General features: G+C 59.6%; 26 protein-coding genes. 11 read left to right on the top strand and 15 right to left on the bottom strand.

Annotated features, from left to right (window positions below):
- Positions 1–130: 130 nt before the first annotated feature.
- The gene (locus tag PH603_RS03430; protein WP_289504532.1) at positions 131–823 is read left to right on the top strand and encodes a metallophosphoesterase; all 693 of its coding nucleotides are present in this window, start codon (positions 131–133) and stop codon (positions 821–823) included.
- Here PH603_RS03430 and PH603_RS03425 read toward each other — a convergent pair.
- Both PH603_RS03425 and trhO read right to left on the bottom strand, forming a co-directional pair.
- A complete protein-coding gene (locus PH603_RS03425) occupies positions 820–1,257 on the bottom strand; it encodes an OsmC family protein (RefSeq protein ID WP_289504530.1) in 438 nt (145 codons plus the stop codon). The two genes, PH603_RS03430 and PH603_RS03425, sit on opposite strands and share 4 nt — an antisense overlap.
- A gap of 250 nt (positions 1,258–1,507) precedes the next feature.
- Positions 1,508–2,488 (bottom strand): oxygen-dependent tRNA uridine(34) hydroxylase TrhO, encoded by a 981-nt coding sequence (gene trhO, locus PH603_RS03420; RefSeq protein ID WP_289504529.1) that lies wholly within the window; start codon positions 2,486–2,488, stop codon positions 1,508–1,510.
- Positions 2,489–2,674: 186 nt separating this feature from the next.
- On the opposite strand from trhO, the gene bfr reads away from it, so the two are divergent.
- Positions 2,675–3,151: a bacterioferritin gene (gene bfr, locus PH603_RS03415; protein WP_289504527.1), complete on the top strand. Its 477-nt coding sequence runs from the start codon at positions 2,675–2,677 to the stop codon at positions 3,149–3,151.
- Between the two features lie 82 nt (positions 3,152–3,233).
- Here the strand turns inward: bfr and PH603_RS03410 are convergent, their stop codons facing one another.
- Entirely contained in the window at positions 3,234–3,425 is a 192-nt protein-coding gene (locus PH603_RS03410; protein ID WP_289504525.1) for a (2Fe-2S)-binding protein, read from the bottom strand.
- Positions 3,426–3,628: 203 nt separating this feature from the next.
- A complete protein-coding gene (locus tag PH603_RS03405) occupies positions 3,629–3,835 on the bottom strand; it encodes a cold-shock protein (protein WP_289504524.1) in 207 nt (68 codons plus the stop codon).
- A 536-nt stretch (positions 3,836–4,371) separates the two neighbouring features.
- On the opposite strand from PH603_RS03405, the gene PH603_RS03400 reads away from it, so the two are divergent.
- The 4 genes from PH603_RS03400 to PH603_RS03385 all read left to right on the top strand — a co-directional run bounded on the left by PH603_RS03400 (position 4,372) and on the right by PH603_RS03385 (position 9,055).
- On the top strand, positions 4,372–5,085 hold the full coding sequence (locus PH603_RS03400; RefSeq protein WP_289504523.1) for a PEPxxWA-CTERM sorting domain-containing protein: 714 nt from the start codon (positions 4,372–4,374) through the stop codon (positions 5,083–5,085).
- Between the two features lie 381 nt (positions 5,086–5,466).
- The gene (locus tag PH603_RS03395; RefSeq protein WP_289504522.1) at positions 5,467–6,180 is read left to right on the top strand and encodes a PEPxxWA-CTERM sorting domain-containing protein; all 714 of its coding nucleotides are present in this window, start codon (positions 5,467–5,469) and stop codon (positions 6,178–6,180) included.
- A gap of 258 nt (positions 6,181–6,438) precedes the next feature.
- A complete protein-coding gene (locus PH603_RS03390) occupies positions 6,439–7,089 on the top strand; it encodes a PEPxxWA-CTERM sorting domain-containing protein (RefSeq protein WP_289504521.1) in 651 nt (216 codons plus the stop codon).
- A 124-nt stretch (positions 7,090–7,213) separates the two neighbouring features.
- Entirely contained in the window at positions 7,214–9,055 is a 1,842-nt protein-coding gene (locus PH603_RS03385) for a DUF885 domain-containing protein (protein WP_289504520.1), read from the top strand.
- Positions 9,056–9,129: 74 nt separating this feature from the next.
- Here PH603_RS03385 and PH603_RS03380 read toward each other — a convergent pair whose 3' ends face one another.
- The gene (locus PH603_RS03380) at positions 9,130–9,837 is read right to left on the bottom strand and encodes a PEP-CTERM sorting domain-containing protein (RefSeq protein ID WP_289504519.1); all 708 of its coding nucleotides are present in this window, start codon (positions 9,835–9,837) and stop codon (positions 9,130–9,132) included.
- 283 nt (positions 9,838–10,120) lie between these two features.
- On the opposite strand from PH603_RS03380, the gene PH603_RS03375 reads away from it, so the two are divergent.
- Positions 10,121–10,345 (top strand): hypothetical protein, encoded by a 225-nt coding sequence (locus PH603_RS03375; protein WP_289504517.1) that lies wholly within the window; start codon positions 10,121–10,123, stop codon positions 10,343–10,345.
- Positions 10,346–10,427: 82 nt separating this feature from the next.
- On the opposite strand, the gene PH603_RS03370 is transcribed toward PH603_RS03375, so the two are convergent.
- From PH603_RS03370 to PH603_RS03360, 3 genes are all read right to left on the bottom strand, one after another.
- Positions 10,428–11,774: an amidohydrolase family protein gene (locus PH603_RS03370; RefSeq protein ID WP_289504516.1), complete on the bottom strand. Its 1,347-nt coding sequence runs from the start codon at positions 11,772–11,774 to the stop codon at positions 10,428–10,430.
- Between the two features lie 46 nt (positions 11,775–11,820).
- A complete protein-coding gene (locus tag PH603_RS03365; protein WP_289504515.1) occupies positions 11,821–12,984 on the bottom strand; it encodes an acyltransferase family protein in 1,164 nt (387 codons plus the stop codon).
- Between the two features lie 153 nt (positions 12,985–13,137).
- Complete coding sequence (locus PH603_RS03360) at positions 13,138–14,487, bottom strand: alpha/beta fold hydrolase (RefSeq protein ID WP_289504514.1); 1,350 nt, start codon at positions 14,485–14,487, stop codon at positions 13,138–13,140.
- Between the two features lie 113 nt (positions 14,488–14,600).
- On the opposite strand from PH603_RS03360, the gene PH603_RS03355 reads away from it, so the two are divergent.
- Positions 14,601–15,380 carry a LytR/AlgR family response regulator transcription factor gene (locus tag PH603_RS03355; RefSeq protein ID WP_289504513.1) on the top strand — a complete coding sequence of 260 codons (780 nt, stop codon included), beginning with the start codon at positions 14,601–14,603 and terminating at the stop codon, positions 15,378–15,380.
- A gap of 11 nt (positions 15,381–15,391) precedes the next feature.
- Here the strand turns inward: PH603_RS03355 and PH603_RS03350 are convergent, their stop codons facing one another.
- The 4 genes from PH603_RS03350 to PH603_RS03335 form a co-directional block, all read right to left on the bottom strand.
- Positions 15,392–16,333 (bottom strand): Hsp33 family molecular chaperone HslO, encoded by a 942-nt coding sequence (locus tag PH603_RS03350; protein WP_289504512.1) that lies wholly within the window; start codon positions 16,331–16,333, stop codon positions 15,392–15,394.
- Between the two features lie 11 nt (positions 16,334–16,344).
- Entirely contained in the window at positions 16,345–17,295 is a 951-nt protein-coding gene (gene argF, locus PH603_RS03345) for an ornithine carbamoyltransferase (protein WP_289504511.1), read from the bottom strand.
- A 33-nt stretch (positions 17,296–17,328) separates the two neighbouring features.
- Entirely contained in the window at positions 17,329–18,522 is a 1,194-nt protein-coding gene (locus PH603_RS03340; RefSeq protein ID WP_289504510.1) for an aspartate aminotransferase family protein, read from the bottom strand.
- 143 nt (positions 18,523–18,665) lie between these two features.
- Positions 18,666–19,490 (bottom strand): ABC transporter permease, encoded by an 825-nt coding sequence (locus PH603_RS03335; RefSeq protein ID WP_289504509.1) that lies wholly within the window; start codon positions 19,488–19,490, stop codon positions 18,666–18,668.
- Between the two features lie 159 nt (positions 19,491–19,649).
- On the opposite strand from PH603_RS03335, the gene PH603_RS03330 reads away from it, so the two are divergent.
- Positions 19,650–20,063 carry a GcrA family cell cycle regulator gene (locus PH603_RS03330; RefSeq protein ID WP_289504508.1) on the top strand — a complete coding sequence of 138 codons (414 nt, stop codon included), beginning with the start codon at positions 19,650–19,652 and terminating at the stop codon, positions 20,061–20,063.
- Between the two features lie 36 nt (positions 20,064–20,099).
- On the top strand, positions 20,100–20,552 hold the full coding sequence (locus PH603_RS03325) for a c-type cytochrome (RefSeq protein ID WP_289504507.1): 453 nt from the start codon (positions 20,100–20,102) through the stop codon (positions 20,550–20,552).
- On the opposite strand, the gene PH603_RS03320 is transcribed toward PH603_RS03325, so the two are convergent.
- The 3 genes from PH603_RS03320 to PH603_RS03310 are packed head-to-tail and all read right to left on the bottom strand — an operon-like array spanning position 20,537 to position 23,126.
- Positions 20,537–21,184 (bottom strand): cytochrome b/b6 domain-containing protein, encoded by a 648-nt coding sequence (locus tag PH603_RS03320; RefSeq protein WP_289504506.1) that lies wholly within the window; start codon positions 21,182–21,184, stop codon positions 20,537–20,539. The genes PH603_RS03325 and PH603_RS03320 overlap by 16 nt on opposite strands.
- A complete protein-coding gene (locus PH603_RS03315; protein ID WP_289504505.1) occupies positions 21,181–22,158 on the bottom strand; it encodes an alpha-ketoacid dehydrogenase subunit beta in 978 nt (325 codons plus the stop codon). The genes PH603_RS03320 and PH603_RS03315 overlap by 4 nt, the downstream gene beginning before the upstream one ends.
- Positions 22,155–23,126: a thiamine pyrophosphate-dependent enzyme gene (locus tag PH603_RS03310; protein WP_289504504.1), complete on the bottom strand. Its 972-nt coding sequence runs from the start codon at positions 23,124–23,126 to the stop codon at positions 22,155–22,157. Before PH603_RS03310 ends, PH603_RS03315 begins: the two co-directional genes overlap by 4 nt.
- A gap of 210 nt (positions 23,127–23,336) precedes the next feature.
- On the opposite strand from PH603_RS03310, the gene PH603_RS03305 reads away from it, so the two are divergent.
- Positions 23,337–23,771: an SUF system Fe-S cluster assembly regulator gene (locus PH603_RS03305; protein WP_289504503.1), complete on the top strand. Its 435-nt coding sequence runs from the start codon at positions 23,337–23,339 to the stop codon at positions 23,769–23,771.
- Position 23,772 lies beyond the last annotated feature (1 nt).

Genomic DNA, 23,772 nt, shown 5'->3' with positions numbered 1-23,772 from the left:
GTAAGCCCTTCTATAGTAGAAAAAGTTTAACGCCAAGAAAACGGGGCTGCGGCGCTATGTCTCAACCCAGCGGCCAATTTGCGTTATAATCTTCTTCTACGCGCGCCAAATACGCATGGATCAATCCATTATGCCTGCACGCCACACCAGCCGCCATCTGATCACACTGCCGCCCAACAGGGCAGGCCGCGATTTCCTCGTTGGCGACCTGCACGGCATGGTTCAGGAACTCGCCGCCGCCATGCAGGCCGCAGAGTTCGACAAGGCAGCTGACAGGATCATCTCGGTCGGTGATCTGGTTGACCGGGGGCCGGATAGCCTCGGGGCCTTGCGGCTGACCCGCGAGCCCTGGTTTTTCGCCGTACGCGGCAATCATGAAATCATGATGCTCGACGCCGACGGCGACGAGGAAGCCGCCGCCTTCTGGTATGCCAATGGTGGTCGCTGGTTCACGGGGCTCGGGCTTGCCGAGCGGGAGGAAGCGCTGAGCCTTGCGAGGGCGCTACCCACAGCAATCCGGCTGGAACGTTCGGGCGGCAAACCCATCGGGGTGACCCACGCCGAGCCCCCTCCGACCGGCTGGCGCTGCATGGAGGAAACCATCGGGGAAGCGGACTTCCGCCGCTTGCTGATCTGGTCCCGCGATACGATCCGCGGCGAGCGCGCGGCACCGGGTGACCCTGCCGTGGCGCTGACCGTCCACGGCCACACGCCCATCAAGGCACCCAAGCGCGTCGGCAACGCGCTCTTTATCGATACAGGCTGTGTTTACGGCGGCCGCTTGACGCTGATTGAGGCGGAGGCTGCGGTAACCTTCGCCTAGACCTCGGCGGCGCGGGTCTCGAAGCTGGTGGTGATGTCGGCAAGTGCGCCGAGCTGCACGGAGGCCGAGCAGTATTTTTCCTTCGAAAGCTGGATCGCGCGTTCCACATGCTTGTCATCAAGATTGTGGCCGACGACCACAAAATGCGCATGGATCTTGGTGAAGACGCGCGGTGGCTCCGGTGCGCGTTCGCTTTCAAGCTCCACCCAGCAGTCGACGACCTTCTGGCGGGCTTTCTTCAGGATCAGGATGACATCGATGCTGGAGCAGCCACCCATGCCAAGAAGCAGCATTTCCATCGGGCGGATCGCATGGTCGCGACCGCCGGAATCAGCGCCGCCATCCATCACGACCGTATGGCCCGTGGGGCTTTCGCCGATGAAGGTCAGGTCGCCCGCCCATTTGACGCGGGCCTTGCGCGGGGTGTCGCTCATGCCATTTTCTCCGAAATCTTGAATATACTTGTCCCTGATCTGCCACAGGGCGCGCGGTCTTTCCAGTCCGGAGATCAGGGGGATACAGATTCGACTGATCGCAGGGCGCTGTCCGTTCATCGCAAGGCGAATGCGCGCCCGCCCGCGACCCGCTAGGGTCACCTCAAGAACAAGGAGCACCCTTCACCAATTCTCCGACCCGGCCCGGACACGACAGCGGCCACCTCCTGAACCAAGCACCGAAGGCACCTCAGCCGCGCGGTTTATCCGCTGCGGTTTCCTTCTTTTGTGCGTCCTCAGGCTTTGCGCCCAAATGGACATAGCCTTCCTCGCGCGCCTTGCGCATCTGGCGCTGGCGTTCGGCGAAGCGGGCCTTCTGGTCGTCGGAAAGCTCGTCATGGCAATGCGGGCAGGTGATGCCTTCCTCGTATAGCGGCGAGGCGCGGTCCTCGGCCGAGAGGGGCCGGCGGCAGCCGCGGCAGAGCGTATAGTCGCCTGTTTTCAGCCCGTGGCTGACAGAGACGCGCTCGTCAAACACGAAGCATTCGCCCTGCCAGCGGCTTTCTTCGGCCGGCACTTCCTCAAGATATTTCAGGATGCCGCCTTCAAGGTGATAGACCTCGTCAAAGCCCTGTTCCTTCATCCATGCGGTCGATTTCTCGCAGCGGATGCCGCCGGTGCAGAACATGGCAACCTTCGGCTTGTTATGGAGGCCCTGATAATTCTTGGCCCAGGCTGGAAACTCGCGGAAGGATCTGGTGTTGGGATTCACCGCCCCCTCGAAGGTGCCGATCGCCACTTCGTAATCGTTGCGGGTGTCGATCACCACAACGTCCGGGTCGTCGATAAGCGCATTCCAGTCAGCGGGCTTCACATAGGTGCCGACAATCTGGCGCGGATCGATGCCATCGACCCCCATCGTGACGATTTCCTTCTTCAGCCGCACTTTCAGCCGGCGGAAGGGCTTATGGGCCGCATGGCTTTCCTTGAGGCTGAGGCCGGCGAAGCGCGCGTCAATCAGAAGGTCATTATCCAGAAACGCCCGAAGATCGGCCTCACGGCCCGCGATGGTGCCGTTGATGCCCTCGCGCGCCAACAGGAGCGAGCCGACAATACCCTTGGCCTCACCGGCCGCCTGCAGGCGCGGCTGCATATCGCGCCAGTCGTCCAGCGCGACGAATTTATAGAGGGCGGCAACGAGATAACCGGGATCGTTGGCGGCTTTTGTCATGACAGTCTGGCCCTTTAGGGGTGTGCATTTCCGTGGGCATTGAATAAACCTCGCAGGCCCATCCTGCAAGGCAGCGGTGCGGGGTGCGACAAAATGCGCTCATGCGATTGATTTGCAAGGATTTTTCTTTTTTGTGCGCTGCGGCGGGTCTATACTTCGCTCAATTCAAAAGTGCGGAGAAGAGCGATGAAGGGCAACCCCGGCGTCATCAAACATCTGAATGTCATCCTCAAGAACGAGCTGACGGCCATCAACCAGTATTTCCTGCATGCCCGCATGCTCGACAACTGGGGCATGAAGTCGCTCGGTCATCATGAATATGAGGAATCGATCGACGAGATGAAGCATGCCGACAAGCTCATCGAACGCATCCTTTTCCTTGATGGCCTGCCGAACCTGCAGGATCTGGGCAAGCTGATGATCGGCGAAGACGTCAAGGAAGTGCTTGGCTGCGATCTCAAGATGGAGATCGCGAACCATACCGACCTCAAGGACGCCATCAAATATTGCGAGGAAGTGCAGGATTACGGCAGCCGCGAGCTTCTGGAACGCATCCTCGAATCCGAAGAAGAGCATATCGACTGGCTGGAAACCCAGCTGGACCTCATCAAACAGATGGGCCTCGAGAATTACGTGCTGCTGCAATCGAAATCGGCCAGCTGACACGCCGGGTATCGGGCAGCACTACGACCAAAAGAAAAGGGCCGCATTTGCGGCCCTTGTTTCTTATATGCGGCGCCCCGCGCTATTCAGCGGCGAGGAAACTGACCTTCGGGAGTTCCTCGTCGAGGATCTCGTTCGCGCAGTCGCGGCAGCAGCCGCAGCAGAAGGCGCCGCCAAGTGCCTTGTAGGCATCGTCCGCACATTGCACACCGCCGGCGCTTACTGCCTTGCGGATGTCTTTATCGGTATAACCGTTACAAAGGCACACATACATGGGTCTGGACCGCTCTTGTTATGCGAATAGTTCGCAAAGTCATTAGCGGACCGCGAAGCGCGCGTCAAGCGGATCAGAACAGCGGTTGGCGACGGGGTGCCGGGCCGTCCTGCAAGTGATTGTCACAAAAAGAATCTCGGCGCCGGGCATGAAAAAAGGGAGGCGTAAGCCTCCCCTTCCATTAATTCAATAGTGCGGCTAGATCAGAGAACTTGCAGCGAATCAGCCGACATGCGGCCGCGGCGGTCTTCCGCCATTTCATACTGGATCTTCTGGCCGTCACGCAGGCCTTTCAGACCAGCGCGTTCAACCGCAGAAATATGAACAAACACGTCATTGCCGCCTTCGTCCGGCTGGATGAAGCCGAAACCTTTGGTAGCGTTGAACCATTTTACAGTACCGGTAGCCATTGTAGCGTCCTTTCAGGCCTTGTACCGAACAACAAGCATGGTGCACCACTGCTCGTTGCCGGGTCGTCAAAATGCACCCGCGTTCTTGGGGGACGATTTCCGGTTAGTGCAAAGTCCCAAGTCACTGGCAAAGCCTGCAGACAAGTCTTCACATTCGTCAAAGCCGTCTCAATCCTCGAATGCCAGAATATTGTTATCGGGACTGTGGATAAGTGCAAGCGGATTCACTTTATCGTGCACGGGAGTCAGCCACCGTCACTTTTTTGCATCAGTTGTATTTGATTCGCGGAAATTGGGTGGTTGATACCGGTCCCACCCCTACAGGGATGATAGATTCCGTCACAGTACGTCTCATTTTGATACATATTTCGTATCTTCCTGCAAATTTGACGAAACTTTATTTCAACTTTCTACCCTGTCAGTTGAATCAATTGCCCCATTTCTGCCTTTTGTGTTAACAAATGGTTAACGCTGAGTTTTGTGTAGTATCCCAACTTTCAACTATACAAGCCCAGAATTGGGCTCAGGAGGTGACCATGTTGAGTAAAGCTTTTGGCGTACTCGGCCTTGCTGCCCTTATGGCAGTCCCCGCCCAGGCGTCGACAACATTTGATTTTACAGGTGGCGGAAACCACACATCCGTTTCTGAGAGCTTCTCGTCTGACGGCATCACTGTCACAGTGACGGCTGGCCGTTTCGATGGCAGCAACGTAGTCGAATATATGTACACCGATGCGGTCGGCCATTATTCGACTGGCCTCGGTGTCGATACCGGTCGCACTGACGAACACTATGTGGACGGCAGCGGCAACAACGACCTGCTGATTTTCCGTTTTGACAAAACCGTAGCGCTGGAAAGCATTTCGTTCTCCCATTGGGACGTCGACTACAGCTGGCAATGCACCAACTGGGGTCGCTATGGTTGCTATGACTGGGATCTCGTCGGCTATGAAGGCGACGATGAATTCTCGCTGCTGACCGGCAACCCCTGGACCCTGCTCGGCACCAACTATAATCCCGACGGATTCAACGGCGATGGCGTTGCCTGGGCATCGCTCGCTCTGGTTCCCTATTCCGACCAGCTCGGTGTGGGTGCCCACGACAGCAATGACGAGTTCAAGGTCCGCTCGCTGACCGTTCTGGAAATCACCGGCGGTGTCCCCGAGCCGGCCACCTGGCTGATGATGATCATGGGCTTCGGCCTTGTCGGCATCGCTTCGCGCCGTCGCAGCAGCCTCGTCCGCGCCTGACCGACGATCATATCCAAACAATCAGAAAGGCGATCCCGGCAAGGGGTCGCCTTTTTACTTGCCTGCACTTCACTGCGCCATGCTCACGGAAGACAAGATCGGCTTTTGCCACTTTTGGCACACAATGAGCCATTACTGATTCGTGGTTGTACAACCTCATCAGTCTCGCCCCTCATGGCTGTTTTCAGGCGATTCGTTCCAGAATGAAACACAATCCGGCAGCAAAGACTCAATTTCAGCTAATTTTGTTTCAAAAGCTGAGGCCCTCTCATCTTCTCTTTGCCCGGCTTCAGGGAGGATGTTAACAGATCGTTAACCACAGTTTTTGTTTGAGTATCCATTCGTAACTATACAAGCCCCAACCGGGCTCAGGAGGCTAAAATGTTTAGTAAAGCTTTGAGCGTAATCGGCCTGACTGCCCTGATGGCAGTACCGGCCAGTGCTTCGACGACATTCGATTTCACCGGTGGTACGAACCACACATCTGTTTCTGAGAGCTTCTCGTCGGACGGCATCACCGTCACAGTGACGGCTGGCCGTTTCGATGGCAGCAACGTAGTCGAATATATGTACACCGATGCGGTCGGCCATTATTCGACCGGCCTCGGTGTCGATACCGGCCGCACTGACGAACACTATGTGGACGGCAACGGCAATAACGACCTGCTGATTTTCCGTTTTGACAAAACCGTAGCGCTGGAAAGCATCTCGTTCTCCCATTGGGACGTCGAATACAACTGGCAATGCACCAATTGGGGTCGCTATGGTTGCTATGACTGGGATCTCGTAGGCTCTGAAGGCGACGATGAATTCTCGCTGCTGACCGGCAATCCCTGGACCCTGCTCGGAACCAACTATAATCCTGACGGATACAACGGCGATGGCGTTGCCTGGGCGTCGCTCGCTTTGGTTCCTTATTCCGACCAGCTCGGTGTAGGTGCCCACGATAGCAATGACGAGTTCAAGATCCGCTCGCTGACCGTTCTGGAAATCACCAGCGGTGTCCCCGAGCCGGCCACCTGGCTGATGATGATCATGGGCTTCGGCCTTGTGGGCATCGCCTCGCGCCGCCGTTCGGTTGCCGCTGCTGCCTGAGGCATAGCGATCCAGATCAACGGCTGCCAAGCCTGATCCCATGTGAAGGGCGGTTCCTCCGGGAGCCGCCCTTTACCTTTTTATGCCTCATTTTGAAACAACTTGAGCCTGTATGACCCCGGTTTCCGTAATTTTATTTCAATTTTAAATTTATCCGGAATCCGGTCTTGGATGAACAGCTTTCACATGTTAACCAAACGTTAATTTTCAGGCTTGTTCGAGCATCCCAAGTTTCAATTTTTCCCGTTGGAGTTAAATATGATCCGCAAAACCCTTGGCGCCCTTGCCGCGCTCGCATGTCTCGCCGCACCGGCAAGTGCTGCTGTTAATACCTTCGATTTCACCGGCAGCCCTTCGATTGCCAACGAAATGTCCTTCACCGGTGACAACGGCCTCAATGTGACCGTTACCGGCTACGAGCTCCTTTATATCGGTCTCGATTTCCTGCCCGACCAGGTCAGCCAAAACAGCGCCGGCCTTGGCGTGCATGGCTACCCGCAAGATGACAACGAGCTTGATGGTGACCTCTTCACCACCGAAGCGCTTGTTTTCGAGTTCGATTGGGTTGTTTCCGCCCAGTCGATCGCGCTCAGCCTTTTCAACACCGAAACCGAGAGCTTCCTGTGGTGGACCTTCCCGGAAGCCGCTGACGCCTTCAATATCTACAGCTTCAGCAACGGCAGCTGGTCGCTGTTCGACGGCAACCTCGCCGAGAACCCCTATGACTTCAACGGCGGCCTCGGCACCCAGAAGTTCGCGATCGCCGCTCATGACGCCAATTCCGACTTCCGCGTTGCCGGCCTGACCGTTTCGGCAATTCCGGAGCCGGCCACCTGGCTGATGATGATCATGGGCTTCGGCCTTGTGGGCATCGCCTCGCGTCGCCGTTCGGTTGCTGCTGCAGCCTGATCCGCGAAGCGCCTAAACGAACGTTCAAGGGCGGCCATTGGCCGCCCTTTTCGTTTGCGCGGGTGGCTTCGCTTGCCTTAGGCTGCCGCCTCACAAACAACCTAGAACCTTTGGGGGAAACACCATGCTCAGAACATCCGTGAGCGCGCTTTCGCTGCTCCTTGCCCTCGCCGCGTGCGAGCCCGCTGCTCAGAAGAATGACAGCACAACCGCCGCACCCGCCACCGAGAAGCCCTCAGCGGAGGCCGAAGTCGCGCGCCTGAACGCCTTCTTCGAAAAAGCCATGCAGGACCAGCTGGCGCTCAATCCGCTGTATCAGGAAAGCCTCGGCGACCACAGCCAGCATGACAAGTGGCCGAGCTCGACGGTCGAAGCGCAAGATCAGGAACTGGCGCTGACCAAGGCGCAGCTCGCCGAAGCCGAAGGCTTTGACGCCAGCGTGCTGCCCGAAGCATCGGCCCTCAGCCTGACGCTCTTCAAGAAGCTCTGGACCCGTAATATCGAAGACGACAAGTTCCGGAACGACACCTATGTCTTCAACCAGATGTACGGCGCCCACACCCGCCCGGTAACGCACCTGCTGACCGTGCACCGGCTGGAATCGAAAGAAGATGCGGAGGCCTTTGTCACCCGCCTTGCCACCTTCGATGCCTATCTCGGTGAAGAAGTCGACCGCGCCCTGCGCGCCGAAAAAGCCGGCGTCCTGCCGCCCAAGTTTGTCTATCCCCGTGTCCTGACCTCGATCGAACGCATCGTCGCGGGCGCGCCTTTCGATGACAGCGGCACCGATAACGTGTTGCTTGCCCACCTGAAAACCAAGATCGCCGACATCGAGATGAGCGACGAAGACCGCGCCGCCATTATCGCGAGTGCCGAGAAAGCCCTCACTGAGCATGTGAAGCCGGGCTATGACCGCGTGATTGCTGAACTGACCCGTCAGGAAGGTCTGGCGAACGAGGATGCCGGCGTCTGGAAATTCGCGGACGGCGAAGCCTTCTATGCCCAGAAGCTGAAGGATTATACGACGACCAGCCTGTCGGCGGCGGAAATCCACCAGATCGGCCTTGATAATGTGGCCCGCATCCACAGCGAGATGGAAGCCATCATGAAGAAGGTCGGCTTCGAAGGCAGCCTCAAGGACTTCTTCGAGTTTACCCGCACCGACGACCGCTTCTTCGTGGAAGACAGCGACGCTGGCCGCCAGCTTTATATCGATACGGCCAAGGGCTATATCGATCAGGTGATGCAGAAGGCGCCCGAGTTCTTCCACCGCCTGCCGAAAGCCCCGCTTGAAGTCCGCGCCGTGGAAAAATTCCGCGAAACCTCGGCCGGCAAGGCCTTCTACCAGCGCCCCGCGCCCGATGGCTCACGCCCCGGCGCCTTCTATGCAAACCTCAAGAATGTGCGCGACATGCCGCTCTATCAGCTTGAGGCGCTGGCCTATCACGAAGGGGCACCCGGCCACCATTTCCAGATCGCTGTGACGCAGGAACTGGAAGGCGTTCCGCTCTTCCAGCGGTCGGCAGGCTTCACCGCCTATTCGGAAGGCTGGGGCCTTTACACCGAAGAGCTTGGCAAGGACATGGGCTTCTATACCGATCCCTATAGCGACTTCGGCCGCCTGGCGATGGAACTGTGGCGCGCCTGCCGCCTGGTGGTCGATACCGGCCTTCATGACAAGCGCTGGACCCGCGAACAGGCGATCCAGTATCTGATCGACAATACGCCGAACCCCGAAGGCGATTCGACAAGCGCGATCGAGCGCTACATCGTCATGCCGGGCCAAGCCACAGCCTATATGATCGGCAAACTGAAGATCATGGAACTGCGTACCAAGGCGCAAACCGAGCTTGGCGACAAGTTCACCTATGCAGATTTCCACGATGTGGTGCTGAAGCATGGCTTCCTGCCGCTCGATATCCTCGAGGAAAAGGTGAACGGTTGGATCGCTGCCAGCAAGGGCTGATCCACCAGCAAAATGCAAAAAGGGGCGGCCAGATTCGGTCGCCCCTTTTTATATCTCCAGTTTCATATCTCCAGTCAGGCGCCAGACACCACGGCCCGTCTGCGCCGCCGGGCAGCCATGGCGCTGAAGCCGAAGCCCATCATCAGCAGCATCCATGTCGAAGGTTCGGGGATGCCCCCGGGCAAGACCGTCAATGTCAGATTGGAAATGTTGGCTGTGCCCGTATGCCCGTCGCCGTAGGCAAAACTGATGTCGCCACTGCGATCATAGAAACTGTTGAATGTCTCGATGCTGTCGAAATTGGCGTCATAAAACAGCACGCTATAGTCAAGCGCCAGCAGGTCGACATCTGTGACCGTCAACCCGTTTGCAGAACCCGGTACCGGCATGTCTGTCTCGAATCCGAGCCTGATATAGCTATATTCGTAGAAGAAGGTCAGTTGCATCCAGGATCCGGCGCCACCCGTATCCGGATACAATAGCGACACATTGCCAAGAACGAGCTGAGTCAGCGGAAGCGCATAAACGGCTTCATAGATGAAGTCGCCCGTGATCGGATCGAGCGCCGTATAGATGGCATCATCAGTCGTCGCCGTCCCGTCTGCTTCGAAACGCGCCTTGAAGGCGCCCCCTTCCGGCGACGAGAGGCCGAAAAGCCCGGCCTGCTCTGCCGAAGTAAAGCTCAGGTCACCCGTGATCTGGTATGTATAGGCCTCTGTGGCCCCGGCAAGACCAAGACACAGTGCCGTCGCCATGACCAACCGCCCGAACCTGCCCGACATCGTCCAAACCTCCCGTTAGATTGTCTCATGAGGACAGCATAACCGAACCGGGATATCGGTGCTTTGACCGGGATCAAACTGACCGACACACAGGGAGAAAAGACGATTCGGGTACCGCCGCGCGACCGCAGCCCCGAAGGGGCAAAGGAAGGACGCTGAAATTCCCTCAAGAATTCAAGGCGGTCCATTGGATTTTAACAAAATCTGCGAGGCCGTTTTCCCGAGCGTTAGCGGTAACCTATGCTGCCCGTACGGTAGAAGACTGTGAGTATAGGGTAGTTTTATGGCGCATCAGGGACTGAGCACCGACGATTTCATCAACTGGGCTGTACGCGGCAATCGCAACGCGATCATCGCCGTCGCCAGTCTTATGCAGACCAATCCGCATCTGGTGGACCTGTCCGCCAATACGCCCTTGATGCTGCGCCTTGTGCAGTGGGTATTTGCCAACCAGATGGCCGAACAGGCCCGCCAACGCCAGCCGCAGCGCATCCCCGCTGCCATCTGACCCCGGCCCGCACGACAGCCTTCCAGAGAAAACCCCGCTCACCGGCGGGGTTTTATGTTTTCGGAGATGGCCGCTCGCCGCCCTATTCCTCGTCAGGCATTTCCGCGGCTGTGATACCCTTATAGTCGGCACGGTCGTAACGCTTGCCGCGCTTCACGGTGAAGCGGATATCGCGGACATTGGCAAGCGAGGCAAGCGGATCGCTGCCGGTGACGATGAAATCGGCGCGCTTACCGGCCTCGATCGTCCCGAACGTGCCATCCTGCCCAAGGATGCGCGCGCCTTCATAGGTGGCTGCGCGGATCACGGCACCCGCCGGCATGCCGACCTTTTCATTCAGCAGCACAAGCTCGTCATAAAGGGCAGGGAAGGCCGCCTCGCGCGGCGGCACCACATCGGTGCCCGCGACAATCTTCACGCCCAGATCATAGGCCTGTTTCGTCAGGATCGCGGCAAGATCCGCCGTGCAATAGGGCTGCTTCATCTTGGGGGTTGCCGCATAGCGGTCGTCCATCTCGCGGTAAACGCGGATGGTGGCATCAAGTGCGATGCCTTTCGCCGCCATATCTCTGAATATCTTCGCCATCACAGGATTATCCCCACCCTGCAGCTTTTCGGTCTCCACCGGGCGGCGGTCCTTGTAGGTGGTGGGGCGCGGGTTCATCACCTGATAGGCAAGATAGCAAGTATGCGAGATCACATCGACACCTGCCGCCACCACATCTTCGGGGGCAGACGGAAACACCATCCCGTGCGCCCACACAAACATGCCCTGCTTGTGGGCTTCTGCCGTGATGCGCTTCAATTCTGCCGGATGCAGATTGTCGTAAAGCTTCACGCCAATCGCCGACGTGCCCTTGGCGCGCGCAATGGCAAGCGGCATGTCGGTATCAGGCGTGATCGCCTGCATCCAGGGCGCAGTGCCTGGCTTCACCCCCTTGGCGGCGGCTGCCGTGCGTGGATCGTCGAAAAAGTCGGGGCCGGCCATCAGGGCGGCATAATAGATATCAGGCGCTGCGATCTCGCCCTGCGCCGAGGCGCGCGCATAATCGCCCACTGCCCGCAGGTCATCGGCCATGATGCGCACCGCCGTGATCCCGCCATAGAGATCCCGCCGCATCTGCGCGAGCGCACGGGGATGGTCCGGCGGGGTTGCCATATGCTGGTGGCTGTCGATCAGCCCCGGCATCAGATAGGCCCCGCTTAGGTCCACGACCTTGGCCCCGTCCATCTCTGTTGCCGAAAGGTCCGCTACCGGCGTCACCGCGCTGATCGTCTCGCCTTCCACAATCACCGCCATATGCGGCACGGAAGCCCCGCCCTTGCCGTCGATGATCGTGGCATCGCGGTAGATCGTCACGTCCGCCGCGGACGCAGGTGCAAGAACCCCCGCCAACACGGCAGTCACTAGAAACGCTTTGGCGAACATGTAGGCCCCTTCGAAATCAGTTCATCCTGTGGCGCAAAAACTGCGCTTACCCGGTCTGTACCGCCCGCTCCTTGCGGACGTTCAGTTCGTTGCGGGTTCTGCCGCCGACCGCATAGCCCCAAAGTGTCGGGCTTAGCCACTCGGCAAACTTGGACAAGTAAAGGATGCTGACCACCAGAAGTACAGGGTGAAGGAAGAAAAAGACGGTATAGGCCGGATTTGCACTACTCCCGAACCAGGCTTCGAAAAGATTCCAGTAAATATGGATAAGCGGTACATGGGCCGCAAACAGGGCAAAATTATAGGGATTGAGGCGCTTGAACAAGGCAGCAAGCCTTGGATAGGCAAAGTATCGCCCAAGCCACCAGGTTCCCGGCAGCATGAAGAAATCCGCTATGTCGGCGGTGATAGTGGCAATCCTTACATTCTGCCCATAGTGCATGAACCGGATAAGCGCGCTGACCATCAGCAGACCAAGTGCTGCCGCCAGATATTTGCCGCCATGCTGTTCAAAATGATCCAGCCACTCAGGTTGCAGGACGAGATAGGCGCCGAGCGCAAATCCGGCACAGATCGACCAGGAATAGAGGACTGGCACCTGCACCTGCCCGATCTTGAGGGCGGCAAAAATCAGGAACAATAACGGCCCCGTTCGCCGCACCACCCACCAGATGACAGGGGACAGGAGCAGCAGCACAAACATGCTGCGGGTGAAATACATCGGCACATTGACCGGAAATGTCGTTATGCCGAACACGCTGTCGATCAGGGGCCAGAGTTCAAAGTCACCCAGCTGGTGCCCATATTCCTTGCCAAGCCCGAAAGACTGAAGAACCGCGACCAGCAGCGAGAACGGCACTGTCCATATCAGGAAAGGCACAAACAGGCGCTGCGTCCATTTTCGCACGCTCTTGCCATAAGGGGGCGCCGGCTGGGCACCAAAGATCAGCAGACCGGTGATCATGGTCAGCACCATCATGCCCGGGATCAAAGTCTGGGAAGCGATCTTCAGGAAAAGAATCCAGTCGCTGGAAAATACCGGCAATGCCCGATCGGGATCCGTCTGGTATGTCACCAGCGGCGGCAAGTGAAATATCATGATCCCGAGAACCGCAAATATCCGCAATCGGTCTATACGCTCGGCATATTCCTTGTTGGTGCGGACATTGAAATAGCCCGCCTCACCTGCAGCCCCCGCAACAGTTGCCATATCTTCGCCTCCGAGTTGAAATGTGGCGAAAATATGGCACACCATAGCAATCGGTATGTCAAATTCTATTTGTCAGGCTCACTGCGGCCGGAACCCCTGAAACAGTGCGGATTCCGGCCACATGGAAGCCAAACGGGGCGGGCGTATCAGCCCTTACTTGGATGCAAGGTCCTGAGCCCACGTCACAATCTGGCTGGCGATTCTTTCGTCCCAGGTGCCTGCCTCACCCTTGAAGGAGGCAGCAGCGGTCGGATGGATTGTGGACCAGTGATCCATGCCGTCAAATTTATGGAGCTCGGCGTCTGTGTGCCCGGCGGCCCCCAGCACTTCCATGATCATGTCATTGTCATATTCGGACATGATCCAGTCGTTCGTGCCCCAACGAATGCGGACCGGAACCTTGAGGCTGGCCCAGTTTCCAGCCACATCGAAATCCTGCATCTGGTGATAGAAGCGCATGGGCCGCCCGTACATGTGATGTCCGCCGTGATAATTGTGTTCCGCCAGCAATGGCTGCTCGGCAACCACATCGGCATAGCTTTTCTTGGCGATCAGCATGCCATGATAAAGCGGGATATAGGCCCGGTTGATCCGGTCATTGATGACGGTCTCCTCCACGCCCTGCATGCGCTGGATACGGCGTTCGATCTCCAGCATATGTTCGAACCATGTACGGTAATAGGTGCCATCCGCGATCACGCCTTTAAGGCTGTATTTGTTGGCGAAATAGGGGGCAATGGCGCTGCCCATGCTGTTGCCATAAACGATGATCCGGGAAGGATCGACGTAGGCGAGCCTTTGCAGTTTCGCGAGTGCCACCTCATAGCCGTTCAGTTCCGCCTTGAAATCGGTTTCCGAGCAATTGCCCTCGCTGTCGCCAAGGCCCGGCTTTTCGACCCGCATCACCACCATGCCTGTTTCGGTCACCAGTGACGTGAGCACCCGCATATAGTTTGAATTGCGCCCCGGAATATTCTCGATGCTGGAACAGCTGAGACCCTGCAGGACAAAGACCGCAGGAAGAGGGCCGCTCGCCCCTTTCGGCCGGGTGATGATGACCCGCTGACGCGCCCCATAGTCGCTTGTGATCTGGTCGTAGCTTACCTCGATGCCGTCATAGGCTTCATACGGGATCGCCCGGAAACGCGCCTTTGCAGCCTTCACCACCGCCCCTCGCCGGTACTGGATTGCATAATCCTTTCCCGCGACCAGACTGTCGGTCAGATCATCCCACGCAGCCGCGCCGACAATCGCGCGGCCATCCACCTGGATCATGATATCGCCAGCTTTCAACCCTGCTTTGGCCAGCGGCGAGCGATCGGTCAGCTCGCGGATACGGATGCCCGCGCCGCCATTGCCTTCGAACCGCGCATCCCATTGGGCACGCCGTGGCAAAGTATCGTCTGCTGCTGCAGAAAGTGATGAAAGACCAAGGACAAGGACCGCGCCCAGTGCCTTGAGGCCAAAGGTGCCGCGCCGGATATTTGCCGTATCAGTGTTCATGCCATTCCCCTATTGTGCATACTTGCAGCGCTCAGGAATGCGGGCAAAAGGACCGGGGGAACAGGCGGCCTTACACCAAACCCGGCGGGAATTACACGAACGGCGGATTTGTCATGACGGATACAGCGGCAGAACAGGACGTGCGAGGCCGGTTTTACCTTCTTGGGTCCCGGCCGCTCACACATGTCGTCTTCTGGCTCGGCTACTATCTCTTGTTCAGCCTGATCTGGATGCGGCCGGAAGAAGGCCTGTTTGCTTCCTTCTATCTTGAATTCGTCCTGTTGCCGCCCCGTGCCCTTGCCGTGTACGGGCTGATCTATTTCCTGATGCCGCGCTATCTGCTGCAGGAAAGATACCGCGAGTTTCTGCTGGGATACGCCCTGCTGCTTCTGGTGGCTGGCGCACTGCAGCGCCTGTCCGGCTATTTCTTCTACGAACGGCTGATGGATGCGGGCGGCTTGCCGCTTTCTGACCCCGGCGCAATCCTGCGCAGCGTCATTCTTGTCAACACCACGGCAATCGTGGTGGGCGCCGTGAAGATGTACCAGTTTTACTGGATCGAGGTGCGCCGCAATGCTGCGGGCAAAAGCCGGATCAGCCTCCGGTCCAATCGCCGCACCCACCTCGTCGATCCGGACGACATTTTCTATGTCGAAGGCATGGGCAATTATGTGACCTATTGCCTGCGGTCAGGGGAAAAGCTCGTCGTGCATGGGTCCGTAAAGGCCGCGCAGGAAGGCCTGCCGGATCATTTCCTGCGCCTTCACCGTTCCTTCATCGCCAACAAGAAACACATCCGTTCCTTCAGTGCCGAAACCGTGGTCATCGGCACTGAAGAATTGCCTCGCGGCAAGGAAATAACGGATGAGGAACTGGCCGCCGCAATCAGCTGAAGCCGGCGGCCTCAGCCCACTTCTTCGGGGCTGAAATCGAAGGTCTTGTTGCAGAACTGGCAGTTCACGGCGATCTTGCCGTCCACGACCATATGGTCCTTGTCGTCAGCCGAGAACTGGCCGAGGACCGCCAGCAGGCGTTCGCGTTCGCACCGGCACCCCTTCTGCACGCGGGTGGCATCGAACACCCGCACGCCGTCTTCGTTGTAAAGACGGTAAAGAAGGTCATCGAGCGTCAGGGCCGGGTCCAGAAGCTCGCTTTCCTTCACACTGTGCATCAGTGTGGAGGCGCGATTCCAGTGCTCTTCCGTTTCGCGGTCAAGGATGCGCTCGCGGCCGGTTTCGCCGCGGGCCAGATGCTGGACCATGATGCCGCCAGCCCGCCAGTGACCCGAAACCGGGTCGCGGTCAGCCGCCAGCCGCACGGCGGTCGGTGTCTGCTCGGAGCTTTCAAAATAGGCATGGATCACGTCCGAAAGGCTGTCGCCTTTCAGTTCCACGATGCCCTGATAGCGTTCCATATCGGCGCCCTGATCGATGGTGATCACGAGATAGCCGTTCTTCGAGCCGATCAGCCCCTTGAAAGAGGGATTGGCGCCGAAGGTGGAAAGCTTCTCATGGTCGATCTCGGCGCAGGCGCGAATATGGCCGGTGCCATCCGCCTTGCGCTCATAATCGGCCACCATCATCGGGATCGGTCCCTGTGACTTGGTCTGCACTGTCACAATGCCATCGAACTTGAGGATCGAGCCCAGAAGGCCGGCCAGAGCCGCCATCTCGCCAACGATCCGCTCGACGGGTTCGGGATAACCGTGGGCCACCAGAATCTGGTCGGCGACCGTGCCAAGGCGTACGGCGCGGCCGCGCACATCCATTCCTTCAATCTGGAACGGGCGAATTTCATTGTCCCGGCTGAAGTCCGGGTCTTTTATGACAATCGGTTTGTCGTTCATTTTACTCTCGATCAGAACTTGCCGAGACACCAGGCGAGGATAGCCTTCTGCACATGCAGACGGTTCTCCGCCTCGTCCCAGACGACACTGGCCGGTCCATCGATGACATCCGCCGTTACCTCTTCGCCCCGGTGGGCGGGCAGGCAGTGCAGGAACAGCGCATCGGGCGCGGCATTCGCCATCAGATGGGCATTCACCTGATAAGGTGCAAGGGCCTTCATGCGCCCGCCCGTGCGGCTGTCGCCCATCGACACGAATGTATCGGTCAATACGGCGGCTACACCCTTCACAGCCTCGACCGGATCATCCGTCACCATCACATCGCCGCCCTGGGCTATGGCCCATGCCACAGCCTCGGCATCCGGCTTGTAACCATCAGGGCAGCCAAGCCGCAGGCTGAAGCCAAAGCGGACAGCCGCTTCAATCAGCGACGTGGCGACATTGTTACCGTCCCCGACCCATGCAAGCGTGCGGCCACGGATCGGCCCGCGATGTTCCTCGAACGTCATGATATCCGCCATCAGCTGGCAGGGGTGCGAGCGGTCGGTCAGCGCATTGATCACCGGCACGCCGCTGTCGCGGGCGAGCTCGACGACCGAATCATGCGCATAGGCGCGGATCATGATGGCATCCACATAGCGGCCCATCACGCGGGCAGTGTCGCCCACGGTTTCCCCGCGCCCGAGCTGCATATTGTCGCCCGTCAGCACAAGCGACTGGCCACCCAGCTGCTGCATCGCCACTTCAAAGCTGACCCGCGTACGGGTCGAGCTTTTTTCGAAAATCATGGCGAGCGTGTGCCCGGAAAGGAGGGCCGGCATGTCCGGCATTCCCTTGGGCCAGCCTCTGCGTGCCGTTTTCCAGCGTCGCGCCACATCGAGGATCAGGCGGAGGGTTTCCCCGCTGAGGTCCTTGAGATCGATGAAATGGCGCAGTTCCACGGGATTAGGCATCACAGTCATAATAGCACTCGTTGAGGTCAGGAAGCCCTGGGGTCAGGACTTCGGCACACCGTTTTGTTTCCAGTCGGTGAAGGCCTGGTCGTAAGTCTCCATCGCTTCATCAAGATGGCTGTCTTCGATAATCAGCGGCGGCAGCATGCGGACAACATTGTCGCCGGCAACAGCCGGGACGAGGCCGCGGTTGATAAGATCCACCACCGCATCGCGGGTGGCGACATCGGGCAGGCGGATACCGGCCATCAGGCCGCGGCCGCGCACTTCCGAAATCATGTCGCTGTGGCGCTGCTGCAGGGCACCGAGGCGGGCTTGCAGCTTATCACCCATCGCGACAACACGGTCGAGGAAGCCGGGCGCCAGCATCTCGTCGAGCACGGCATTGCCGACAGCCATGGCGAGCGGGTTGCCGCCATAAGTGCTGCCGTGGGTGCCGACGGTCATGCCGAGCGCCGCATGTTCGGTCGCCAGACACGCGCCGAGCGGGAAGCCGCCACCGATGCCCTTGGCTGCCGTCACGATATCGGGTTTCACGCCCGACCATTCGTGCGCGAAAAGCTTGCCCGTGCGGCCCATGCCGCACTGGATTTCATCGAACACCAGAAGAAGGTCGTGCTCGTCGCAAATAGCGCGCAGTTCACGCATCTTGGCATCGTCGAGGAGGCGGATACCGCCTTCGCCCTGCACGGGCTCGATCATGATACCGCCGGTTTCCGGCTTGATCGCAGCTTTCACCGCCTCGATATCGCCGAAAGGCACCACATCGAAACCGTCAACAAGCGGCTCGAAGCCTTTCGTCAGCTTTTCCTGGCCGGCAGCAGCAATCCCGGCGAGTGTGCGGCCATGGAAGGCGTTCGCCATGGTGATCATGCGGTAGCGGCCCTTGTTGCCGCGGTCGTAATGATGCTTCCGGACCATCTTGATCGCGCATTCGATGGCCTCGGCCCCCGAATTGGTGAAGAAAACGGTATCTGCGAAGCTCGCCGCCGTCAGCCGTTCGGCGAGACGGTTGCCAAGAGGAATCTCAAAGGTGTTTGCCGTGTGCCACAGCTTCGACGCCTGCTCGGTGATCGCTTTCACGAGCGTCGGGTGGCTGTGACCAAGGCACATCACGCCGATGCCGGAGTAAAAGTCGAGATATTTCTTACCGTTAGTGTCGAAGAGATACATGCCTTCGCCGCGCTCGAAAGCGACGGGAATCCGGTTATAGACGGGCATCAGGGGCGTAATCACGCTTGAAACTCCTGGGATAAAAAGAGTGATGGGGCGCCAAGAGGGCGCCCGAGGCGGGGAGGATGCCGCCGAGACCCGCCATAGTCAAGGCGGGTCGGCGTGAAAAAGGCCGGATTTTGCCGCTTTTCGGGCGGGGAGCGCTATCAGGGCTTCAGGCGGTAACCCGAGCGGAAGACCCGCCACACCCACACGGCGAGGCCGATATTGATCAGAAGCGTGTAAACGACGCCAATTGCGATATCGCTGTCCTGATGGCCGATGAAGCCATAGCGGAAACCATCGATCAGATAATGGAACGGGTTGCCCGCCGACAGGATCTGCCACGAAGGCGACAGCCGGTCGATCGTGTAGAAAGTACCGGACAGGAGCGACAAGGGCGCCACGATGAAGTTGGTGATGGCCGCCGCATGGTCGAACTTGTCGGCCCAGATTCCGGTCAGCACACCCGCAAGCGACAGCATCACCGAGGCCGACAAGGCGAAATAGACGACCGCCCACAGGTGGGTGATCTTCATCTCCACACCCGGCATCAGGAGAAAGGCGAAGCCGACCGAGAAGCCGACAACAATCCCGCGCGTCACGCCGCCGCATACAAAACCGAGGGTCAGTTCGCTGGCGGACAGGGGCGGCATCAGTGTATCGACGATATTGCCCTGCACCTTGGCGATCAGGAGCGACGACGAAGTGTTGGCGAAAGCATTTTGCAGGATCGCCATCACAATCAGGCCGGGGGCGAGAAAGGTGCCGAACGACAGGCCGGCGATCTCGCGTCGCTCACCGCCAAGCGCCAGCGAAAAGATCACCATGAAGAGGATGGTGGTCACCGCGGGTGCGGCCAGCGTCTGCGCCCACACCTTCATGAAACGGCGGGTTTCGCGCAGATACAGGGTCCAGAGCCCAAGCCAGTTCATGGTGCCGATGGTGCGGCCTTCGATGGGGGCCGCCGCGGGACGGGGGGTCGTGGCCATGGATATTGCCTCGCTCTTTCGTGTGTTTTTCGTGTGCACCATCATTAAATGTGCCCGTGCACCCTTGGCAAGGGCCTCACGAAAACGATATAAGCGACGGATTGTCCGTGAAGGCGGGCAAAAAGCATAAACCACCAATAAGAACGAAGGACGGGCCTTATGAGCTGGACCGACGAGCGTATCGAACTCCTGAAGAATCTCTGGGATAGCGGCCAGAGCGCCAGCCAGATCGCCAAGGAACTGGGCGAGGGAGTGACCCGCAACGCCGTGATCGGCAAGGCCCACCGCCTTGGCCTGAAGTCGCGCCCGTCGCCGGTGAAGGCCGACAAGCCGGAGGCTCCTGCAGCCCCGAAACGTGTGGAGAAGAAGGAAGCCAAGAAGCTTGTCACCCTTCTCGATCTTACCGACCGCATGTGCAAATGGCCGCACGGCCACCCGGGCGACGAAGATTTCCATTTCTGCGGCAAGCCCTCCGAGCCCGGCATGCCCTACTGCGCTTCGCACTGCGCCGAAGCCTATCAGGCCCAGCCGCCGCGCCGCGACCGCCGGCAGCCGCCGCGCCCGATTCTCTGATTCGCTGACACACCTTTCATCTCGGGGGAGAGACCTATGAAATCGCTGTCGAAGGCCCTTCTGGCCGCTGCCATCATCGCGACCCCGGTTGCCGCACACGGCGAAGAGGAACTGGCACCGCCCGTTGCCTTCCGCCACCAGGGCATGCAGATCGTCGTGAATTCGGCGATGGGTGCCATGACGGTGCTGAAAGGCGAGGCAGGCGCGGACGAGAATCTGGTGCCACTGGCCGAAGCGCTCGTGGCGGGTGCCAAGGTTTCGCAGTCCGCCTTCAAGGTCGATACCCGCACCGTGCACGGCAAGGGTGAAGCGAAAGACCAGATCTGGGCGGAATGGGATAAATTCTCAGCCGCCATGGATGGGTTTGTGGCCGACACCGAGGCCTTCCTTGCCGCCGCCAAAACCGGCGACAAGAGCGCTTCGATGGCAGCCCTCGGCAAGACCTTCAAAAACTGCAAGTCCTGCCACGACGTTTACAAGGAAAAATAAGCGACCCCGCCTCCGATCAGGAGGGCAGAAACAATCGCCCAGAGCCCGTGCCGCCGCGCGGGCTCTTTCGTTTCCGGCGCCACGTCACGGCTGCCTGTCACCATCGGGCGCACCAGATCGACCCGTTTGACGATCCGGTAATAGAGAACCGCTGCCACATGCAGGCCGATCAGGCCGAACAGCGTGAAGCCCAGCACCTCATGGATTTCGGTGATCGTGCCCGTCATCCCGCCATCGATTTTCGATGCAAGCGGGCCCGAGAAAAACATATCATCGGTCGCAAAAAGCCCGAGCGCCGCCTGCGCGAAGGTCACCACAAGCATGGCGACGACGGACCAGCCACCGACCGGATTATGGCCGACATGCGCCCCGGCATCTGCCTGCCGCGCATAGGCCGCAACCGCCTTCGGGCCCTTCAGGAAATGGCTGAATCGGGATGTCTCGCTGCCGATGAAGCCCCAGACGAGGCGCCACAGAATAAGCCCGAGGATGGTGAGCCCCGCATAAAGATGCACCTTGGCCCAGACGCCGAACTTGTCCTCAAACGCCGAATAGGCCGAAAGGGCAACGGCAATCACAAGAGCCCAGTGGAAAAGCCGGGTCGGCAGGTCCCACACCTGTATGCGCTTCATACATCCTCCATCATGTTCAGAATTGCCGCTTCCACCCGGGCAGCATCCGGCAGCCATGCGGCCTCAAGCGCCGGGGCATAAGGCACCGGCGTATGCGGCGGGGTGATCGCAGCAGGTGCGGCCTTCAGCGACCTGAATGCTTCCCGCGAAACCATCGAGACAAGCGCATCGGCGATACCCGCGAAGGCAGCGCCTTCATCAAGCACCACGAACCGGCCGGTTTTCTGGACGCTTGCGAGGACCGCCGCGCGGTCCAGCGGGTTGATCGTCACGGGATCGATGACCTCAACCCCAATGCCGCGCTTGGCGAGGCTATCGGCAACTTTGAGTGCCACCGGCACCATTGCAGCGATTGCAACGAGCGTGACATCCGCGCCTTGGCGCAAGGTCCGCGCTTTGCCAAACGGCACGGGTGGCAACGCAGGATCGACCGGGGTTTCTGCCCCGAACAGGCCTTTATGCTCAAAAATCACCACCGGGTCCGGGCCTTCAAGGGCTGTTTTCAGAAGCCCCGCCGCATCCGCTGCATTCGACGGGCAAGCAACGCGGAGGCCCGCGACGCTGGCAACAAGGCCATAGTTCGACTGGCTGTGCATGGCACCCGATCCGTCCCCCGCCCCCATCGTGGTGCGGATCACCAGCGGCAGGCTGACCGTCCCGCCGGACAGGAAACGTGTTTTCGCCGCCTGGTTCATCAGCTGGTCAAAGCAGACACCCAGAAAATCGCAGAACATGATCTCGACCACCGGCTTCATGCCGCTCATCGCCGCGCCAATGCCAAGGCCGAGGAAGGATGTTTCCGAAATCGGGGTATCGACCACCCGTGATGGGCCGAACCGGTCCTTCAGCCCTTGGGCAGCGCCAAACACGCCGCCCATGGCAAGGTCTTCGCCGATCAGGAAGACGCTGCCGTCCGCCGCCATCGCCTGATACAGGGCTTCCGCCGCCGCCGCGGGGATCGTCATCTGTTTCATGCGAAGCCCCCGAGATCACGGGCCCAGAGGACAAGGGTCGAGGGGTCATCCGCAGGCTCAAGCGCTGCTTCAGCGAACGCTGCGCGGGCGCGGGCTTCGGCCTCTTCCTCGATCCGGTGCAGGTTCGCAGCCGTCACGCCGGCTTCCACAAGCGTGGCGCGCAGACGGTCGAGCGGATCGGTGAGCTTGCCGTCCTTGCGGTAGCCCTGATCTTCGCCGTGATAATGCCCGCCAACGCGGGAGACATGCGCTTCCAGAAAGGCTGGCTGGCCGTTCGTGCGGATCTGCGAAACCAGATGGCGCGCGGCGGCATCGACTGCGCCGAGATCACCGCCATCAACGCTTTCAGCCTGCATCCCGAAGGCCCTGGCGCGGGGGGCGAGCGGTGCGCCGGCGCTGGCGTCCGCCCCCGTAGATTGCGCCCAGCCGTTGTTGACGCAGACGAAAAGGAGCGGCAGGCCAAGGACCACGGCGAGATTCATGGTCTCCATCACCCCGCCCTGCTGGGCTGCGCCTTCCCCGAAGAAAGCGACCGCAATGCCCCCATTGCCTTTGGATTTCGCGGCAAAGGCGGCGCCGGCGGCCAGCGGCACCTGCCCGCCGACGATGCCGTTCGAGCCCATGAAAAGCCCGCCTGCGGGCACCAGATGCTGGGTGCCGCCAAGCCCGCCCGAAAGGCTGCCGGTGCGTCCCATGATTTCGGCTGCGATCATAGCGGGCGAGACACCGGCGGCGAGCGCGAGGCCGTGGCTGCGGTGCGAACCTGTCACCCGGTCGCGCGCCCCATCCAGCTGGCGGAACACGCCCAGCTCAACCAGCTCCTGCCCCCCGTTCAGATGTACCACGCCGGGCACAAGGCCATCATCACGGGCGCGGCCAACCGCCGCTTCGAAGGCGCGGGCGAATCGGGCACTGGCATAAAGGGCAAGCTGGTCGTCGGGGGTCATGGACTGCCTGATGTCGAACAAGTGATGACCCACCCTAGCCCTGAAGTTGGCATTTTGTCACGCAGGCAGCATTTGTGCGTGCATTTGCCGCACATTTGCGTCATAAGCGCGGCGCACACAGCGGTCGGGCGCTTGACTCTGCCCCCCATGACCCCATATTAAACCTGAACATTTTGGTCATGATTTGCTGAACCCCCGGTTCGGCCCTGACCTCGCACCCGGATGGATGATGTGCTGAAGCTGACCAACATTGCCGATTATGCTGTTGTGCTGATGAGCCGTCTGGCTCTCGGCGGCAACCGGCTGAACGCGCAGGACCTGTCGCTTCTGACCGGCATTCCGCTGCCGACCGTATCGAAAGTGCTGCATCTTCTGTCGCGCTCGGGCGTTCTGGTGGCCCACCGGGGTGTGGCTGGCGGCTACACGCTGGCCCGCGGCGCCGAGGCCATCTCGATCGCCGATATCATCGAGGCCGTCGACGGCCCCATCGCGGTCACCCACTGCGCAGATACCGAAACCTCGGACTGCTGCATCGATCATACATGCAATGTGCGTCCGCACTGGCAGGTCATCAATGGCGCCGTGCGCGGGGCACTTGATGACGTGAAACTCTCGGCGCTTGCAGCGCCCGCTGGCGGCTGCTCCGCCGGGCACAAGGAAGCTTGAT

The sequence above is a fragment of the Gimibacter soli genome, from assembly GCF_028463845.1.
GTDB classification, from domain to species: Bacteria; Pseudomonadota; Alphaproteobacteria; order Sphingomonadales; family Kordiimonadaceae; genus Gimibacter; species Gimibacter soli.
This window is presented reverse-complemented; position numbering and strand designations above follow the sequence as displayed.